Source organism: Actinotalea sp., from assembly GCF_035443605.1.
Lineage (GTDB): Bacteria > Actinomycetota > Actinomycetes > Actinomycetales > Cellulomonadaceae > Actinotalea.
In genome coordinates, this window is sequence record NZ_DAORSQ010000001.1 from 68273 (window position 1) to 74743 (window position 6471).

6 protein-coding genes and 1 other RNA gene are annotated in these 6471 nt (G+C 69.9%); all 7 read left to right on the top strand.

Annotated features, from left to right (window positions below):
* The first annotated feature begins 74 nt into the window (after window positions 1–74).
* Window positions 75–1952, top strand: coding sequence for a beta-glucoside-specific PTS transporter subunit IIABC (locus PKY62_RS00370; RefSeq protein WP_324533700.1), 1878 nt, complete (start codon window positions 75–77; stop codon window positions 1950–1952).
* An 83-nt stretch (window positions 1953–2035) separates the two neighbouring features.
* A complete protein-coding gene (locus tag PKY62_RS00375) occupies window positions 2036–3445 on the top strand; it encodes a glycoside hydrolase family 1 protein (protein WP_324533702.1) in 1410 nt (469 codons plus the stop codon).
* A 118-nt stretch (window positions 3446–3563) separates the two neighbouring features.
* Window positions 3564–4427, top strand: coding sequence for a PRD domain-containing protein (locus PKY62_RS00380; RefSeq protein WP_324533704.1), 864 nt, complete (start codon window positions 3564–3566; stop codon window positions 4425–4427).
* Entirely contained in the window at window positions 4424–4669 is a 246-nt protein-coding gene (locus PKY62_RS00385; protein WP_324533706.1) for a PTS transporter subunit EIIB, read from the top strand. Before PKY62_RS00380 ends, PKY62_RS00385 begins: the two co-directional genes overlap by 4 nt.
* An 87-nt stretch (window positions 4670–4756) precedes the next feature.
* Entirely contained in the window at window positions 4757–5539 is a 783-nt protein-coding gene (locus PKY62_RS00390) for a TetR family transcriptional regulator (protein WP_324533709.1), read from the top strand.
* Window positions 5540–5647: 108 nt separating this feature from the next.
* Window positions 5648–6015, top strand: a transfer-messenger RNA (tmRNA) gene (ssrA, locus tag PKY62_RS00395).
* Window positions 6016–6092: 77 nt separating this feature from the next.
* Window positions 6093–6471 (top strand): tyrosine-type recombinase/integrase (locus PKY62_RS00400; RefSeq protein ID WP_502875759.1); only part of this gene is annotated, 379 nt, incomplete at its 3' end.

The following is a 6471-nucleotide window of genomic DNA, read 5'->3' on the forward strand; positions in this document are numbered from 1 at the left end:
GTCAGGGCTTGGGTTTTTTTGTGCCCTGATGCAGGTTCCCGGCCGCGGACATGACGTTGGTTCAAGGAGGAATCGTGGCTACCCCGAGCAAGTACGACCAGGTCGCCGAGGGCGTCCTGCGCGCCGTCGGCGGCGCATCGAACGTCAAGTCGGTGACGCACTGCGCGACCCGGCTGCGGTTCCAGCTCAACGACCGCGACAAGGCCGACAAGGCGGCGGTCGAGGCCACCCGCGGTGTCATCACCGTGGTCGAGTCCGCAGGCCAGTTCCAGGTCGTCATCGGCAACACGGTGAACAACGTCTACGAGTCCCTGACGGCCATGCCCGGCGTCGCGGCAGGCGAGGGCGGCACCTCCGGCGGCTTCCTCGCCAAGGCGATCGACCTCATCACCTCGATCTTCACCCCGTTCCTGTGGATCCTCGCGGGCTCCGGTCTGCTCAAGGCGTTCCTCGCGGTGTGGGTCAAGGTCGACGCCGAGGCCAGCGCGACGTCCACCTACGCGATCCTCTTCGCCGCCGGTGACGCGATCTTCCAGTTCCTGCCGATCCTGCTGGCGATCACCGCGAGCAAGCGGTTCAAGGCGAACATCTACACCTCGGTCGCGATCGCCTCGGCGCTCATCTACTCCGCGACGATCGCCGTCATCCCCAACGCCGAGGGCGCGAGCGTCACGCTGCAGGCCTTCGCCAACGGCGGCGGCGAGCTGACGTTCCTCGGCATCCCGGTCGTGATGATCAGCTACCTCAGCGCGGTCATCCCCACGATCCTCGCGGTCTACGCCCAGGCCCACCTCGAGCGCCTGCTCAACAGGGTCCTGCCCGAGGCGATCCGCAACTTCGTCACCCCGCTCGTCACGCTCGCGGTCATCGTGCCGGTCACGTTCCTCGTCATCGGCCCGATCTCCGACTCGGTCGGCACCGGCCTGTCGAGCGGCGTCAACTGGTTCTGGGGCCTGTCCCCGATCATCGGTGGAGCGCTCATGGGCGCCTTCTGGCAGGTCTTCGTCATCTTCGGCGTCCACTGGGGCTTCGTGCCGGTGATGATCCAGGACCTCTCCCTGCAGGGCTACTCGCTGCTCACCGGCCCGCTGTTCGCCGCCGTGCTCGCGCAGTCCGGTGCGGCCGCTGCCGTGTTCCTCAAGACGAAGAACCACGACCTCAAGGCCGTGGCCGGCCCGGCGACCATCTCCGCCTTCCTCGCCGGCATCACCGAGCCCGCGATCTACGGTGTGACGCTGCGTCTCAAGAAGCCGTTCATCTTCGCCTGCATCGGTGGCGCCATCGGTGGCGCGATCGCCGCCGCCGGCGGGTCCGCCGCCATGGGCTTCGTCCTGCCGGGTGCCATCACCCTCACGGCCGCCATGGACGTCGGCAACTTCACGCTCCAGCTCATCGGCACCGGCCTGGCGATCGCCATCGCCTTCACGCTGACGATGGTCCTGGGCTTCAAGGACATCCCCAACCCGGTCGAGGGCGCGACCGACGAGGGCACCGTGCCCTCGGAGGCCGCCGCCGTCGCCGCGCCGGTCGCCGGTCAGGTCGTCCCGCTGTCGGCCGTCCCGGACAAGGTGTTCTCCTCCGGTGCCATGGGCTCCGGCCTGGCCGTGCTGCCCTCCGAGGGCAAGGCCTACGCGCCGATCGCCGGAACGCTCGTCACCGTCATGCCGCACGCGTTCGGCATCAAGGGCGACAACGGCCTCGAGGTCCTGGTGCACGTCGGTCTCGACACGGTCGAGCTCAACGGGAAGAACTTCACCGCCAAGGTGAAGCAGGGTGACGTGGTCAAGGCCGGTCAGCTGCTCACCGAGTTCGACATCGAGGGGATCAAGGCGGCCGGGTACAACCCGATGACCGTCATGATCGTCACCAACTCGGCGAAGTACTCCGCGGTCGTGCCCGTGGCCAGCGGCGACGTCCGCGCCAACGAGCTCGTCCTCGACATCGTCGGCTGATCACGCCGGCCGGTCGGTGGTCGGGCGACCGACCACCGACCGGCCGTCCGCCGCGCAGCCACCCAGCGAGAACGGAGAGAACAGTGCAGTACGCAGAGCTCACCCCCTTCCCCGAGGGATTCCTCTGGGGCGCCTCCACCTCGGGCTACCAGGTCGAGGGCGGCTGGGACGCGGACGGGAAGGGACCCTCGATCGTCGACGTCCGCACGGACTTCCCCCACGGCACCACGGACTACCGGGTCGCGGCCGACCACTACCACCACGTCGACGAGGACGTCGCGCTCTTCGGCGAGCTGGGCCTCAAGGCGTACCGGTTCTCCATCCAGTGGACCCGGATCGTCCCGGACGGCGACGGCGCGGTCAACGCGGCCGGCGTCGCGTTCTACCACCGGCTCATCGACGGCCTGCTGGCCCAGGGCATCGAGCCCGTCGTGACGATGTACCACTTCGACCTGCCGCAGGCGCTGGCCGAGCGGGGCGGCTGGGGCAACCGCGCCACGATCGACGCCTTCGCCCGCTACGCGGAGACCCTCTTCGCCGAGTACGGCTCCAAGGTCACCTACTGGCTGACCATCAACGAGCAGAACATGATGGTGCTCTACGGCCAGATGCTCGACATCCTCGACGGCCCGCTCAACCGGGGCGTCAGCGCGTACCAGAAGAACCACCACATGCTCCTGGCGCAGGCCACGGCCATGGCGAGGCTGCACGAGATGGTCCCGACCGCCAAGGTCGGCCCCGCGCCGAACATCGCCTACGTCTACCCCGAGTCGTGCCGGCCCGAGGACGTCCTCGCGGCCTCCGACTTCAACGCGATCCGCAACTGGCTGTACCTCGACGTCGCGGTGCACGGTCGCTACAACCCCATCGCCTGGCGCTACCTCGTCGAGCGTGGCCTCGCACCGGTCGTCGAGCCCGGCGACGACGCGATCCTCGCCGCGGCCAAGCCCGACTTCATCGCGTTCAACTACTACGCGACGCACACGGCCGCGGCGCCCCTCGGCGAGGGCGACGACGCCCCGATCGAGGGTGGGGACCAGCAGATCTCCATGGGCGAGGCGGGCGTCTACCGCGCCGTGGCCAACCCGCACCTGGCCAAGAACGCCTTCGGCTGGGAGATCGACCCCGTCGGCTTCCGCACCACGTTCCGCGAGATCTACGAGCGCTACCACCTGCCGCTGCTCGTCACCGAGAACGGCCTGGGGGCGTTCGACGAGGTCGCGCCCGACGGCACGATCCACGACGACTACCGGATCGAGTACCTGCGCGCGCACATCGAGCAGATCCAGTGGGCGATCAGCGACGGCGTCGAGGTCATGGGCTACTGCCCGTGGTCGGCGATCGACCTGGTGTCCACCCACCAGGGGATCTCCAAGCGGTACGGCTTCGTCTACGTCGACCGCGGCGAGGACGACCTGCGCACGCTCGGCCGGTCACGGAAGGACAGCTTCTTCTGGTACCAGGCGCTCATCAAGGCCAACGCGCTCGCCTGAGCCCACGTGGACGCGGCCCCGAGGGGCGCGCGCACACCGTTCCCCGCCGTGCCGCTCATCGCCGCGGCGGGGAACGGGCATCATCGTCACAACGCCGTCTGCGAGGGAGGAGGGGCGCATGAAGGTCAGAAAGGTCTTCAACAACAGCGTGGTGCTCGGCGTGGACGAGCGCGGCACCGAGCTGGTGCTCCTCGGGCGCGGCATCGGCTTCCAGACGAGCGCCGGCGCCGACGTGGACACGTCGCTCATCGAGAAGACGTTCGTCCCCGGGGGGTCGACGACGGCCGAGCGGCTCGCGGCGTTCGTCGACGAGATCCCGCTCGAGGACATCGAGGTCACGGAGGAGATCCTCAAGGCCGCCCGCGCGACGCTCGGGACGCACATCACCGACCACGTGCTGGTGCCCCTGGCAGACCACGTGAGCTTCGCCCTGCGCCGGGCGCGCGAGGGTGCTGCCGAGATCGAGTACCCGCTGCGCTGGGAGATCCAGTACCTCTACCCCGCCGAGGTCGCGTTCAGCCGCGACGCCCTGCGCATCATCGAGCAGCACCGCGGCGTGCGGCTGCCCGATCTCGAGGCCGTGCCGCTGGCCCTGCACTTCGTCAACGCGCAGTTCGGCGCGCCCGACCTCACCGTGACGCTGCGGATGACCGAGGTGCTCACCGAGACCCTGGGCATCATCCGGGCCGAGTACGGCATCGAGATCGACGAGGACTCCGTGCCCGTCGCGCGGTTCGTCACCCACCTGCGCTACCTCTTCCTGCGCGAGCAGCAGGGCAAGAAGCTCAAGGGCGTCGGCGACGAGCTCAAGGAGGTGCTGCGGGCCGCCCGCCCGCGCGAGTACGACTGCGGCGGCCGCGTGGCCGCCCTGCTCAACCAGCGCTTCGGCTGGGAGGTGACGGCCGACGAGGTGCTCTACCTCGCCCTGCACGTCGCCCGCCTGACCGACGACGCGACGTCGACCACCGAGGAGCGTCCATGACCGGATCCGGACTGGCCGAGCAGGTGCTCGCCCTGGTGGGCGGCACCGAGAACGTCGAGACGGTGACGCACTGCTTCTCGCGCCTGCGCTTCGTGCTGCACGACGACGCCGTGGCGGACGACGCCGCGATCGGCGCGCTGCCCGACGTCGTCATGGTGCTGCGGCAGGGCGGGCAGCTCCAGGTGGCCGTGCGGTCCGGGGTCATGACGCTGCACGCGGAGGTCGTCGCGCTCCTGGCGTGAGCACCGCGCCGTGCACCCGCGTCGCATTCCCACCGGTCGGTCCGTGAAACTCTTGGATTCCAACCGGTACGGATGTACAGTGAGGCCATGAGTGAGACGAACACCCCCCACACCCCCGACTCCGACTCCGTCGCCTCGGCGGCCCGCGCCCTCGCCGACGCCACCGCGACCCTGACCCGACTCCTCGGCGTGCAGGTCGGCGCCATCAGCGACGACGTCGGGGGCGCCGTCGCCGTCGGCCTGCGGGAGGCCTCGCGCGGCCTCAAGCTCGCGTCGGAGTCGCTCGCCCGGACCGCCGAGACGCCGGGGCCGAGCCGCCGCGAACGTGCCGACCAGACCCGCACCGACCTGCTCGACGCGATGGCCCGGGTGGTCGCGGCCCGGGGCTACGAGGGCGCATCGGTGGGCGACGTCGCGGCGGACGCGGGGTACACCAAGGGCGCCGTCTACGCCGGCTTCGGGTCCAAGGAGGACCTCTTCGTCCACCTCGCCCGGCGAGAGCAGGCCGAGGGTCGACTGGTTCCGGTGCCCGGCGTCGGGCCGACGCCCACGGGCGACCCTGACCCGAAGGCCGCCTTGCTCGGGCTGGAAGTCATCGCCTACGCCGTCCGCCACGCCTCGGCGCGGGCCGACCTCCGCGAGCTCCTCGCCGAGCAGCTCGCGTCCCTGGCGCTGACCGCCCGCGACGCCCGTGCCGCGCGGGAGGGCGGCGACACCCACCGCGAACCGCCGTCGGAGGCCGACCGCGACACGGCCGCGGGGCTCGTCGCCGTCACGGTCGTGGCCGGCCTGCTCACGGGCCTGCCGGACGGCGACCTCGCCGACCCGGGGACGGCCGAGCGGCTCGTCGGACGCCTGCTGGCCGGCTGAGGGGTCGGCCGCGGGGGAATCCCGGTGACGGTCCGTACGTTGTGAACTACGCTGGACCTGCTCGGCGGGACGGAGGGTGCTCCGGACGTCGGGTTTGACAATTCCACAGGGGGTGATCGGTTTCGACGATGGTCGTCGTTCCAGGAGAAGCGGGTCGAGGATGCTGGGTTATCTCGTCAACGCTCCCAGCAAACCCATAGGTGCCGATTCCAAGCGCACCGACTTCGCACTCGCCGCCTGAGCGAGCCCCGAAGTCCGTCAGCCTGAGGTAGCTCTCGACTCAGTGTCTGGCGTCATCTAGAGAGCCACTGCTCGTCGTCCTCGTCACCGGGGCGGCGGGGACTTCCAGGTGACTGAGCCCGTCAACCACATGTCTGCGTGATGGTTGGGGCCGAGAAAATCAGCAGCAGACTGCACCCGGAGAAGACCTGGTTCACTGCCGTCGGACGCGGGTTCGATTCCCGCCACCTCCACCCCTCTGACCTGCGGAAACGCACGTCATGTTGACAGGAAGGTAGCCATCCGTTGACGCGGAGGGCTACCTTCTCTGTTTGTGGCCAGCATTCGAGAGCGTCGACGGGCCGATGGGACCCGTTCCTTCGCCGTGCTCTGGCGCGATCCTGAGACCGGACGCCAGACGTCGCTGACCTACGACGACGAGCGCGAGGCGCGGGTTGCGCGCGAGCTCATCGAGGCGGCCGGCGGGCATGCCGACGAGGCCGCGCGGATCGCCGAGGCGGTGCGGACGCCCGGGCCGACCGTCGAGGCCGCGGTGACCGAGCACATCGACCTGCTCACCGGCGTCGGACCGGACACCCGCTCGCACTACCGCGGACAGTTGCGGACCCACATCGCCCCCGTGCTCGGGCCGTATCCCGTCGCGGCGATCACCTACCGGCACATCGCTGGGTGGGTGCGGGCGATGAGCGAGA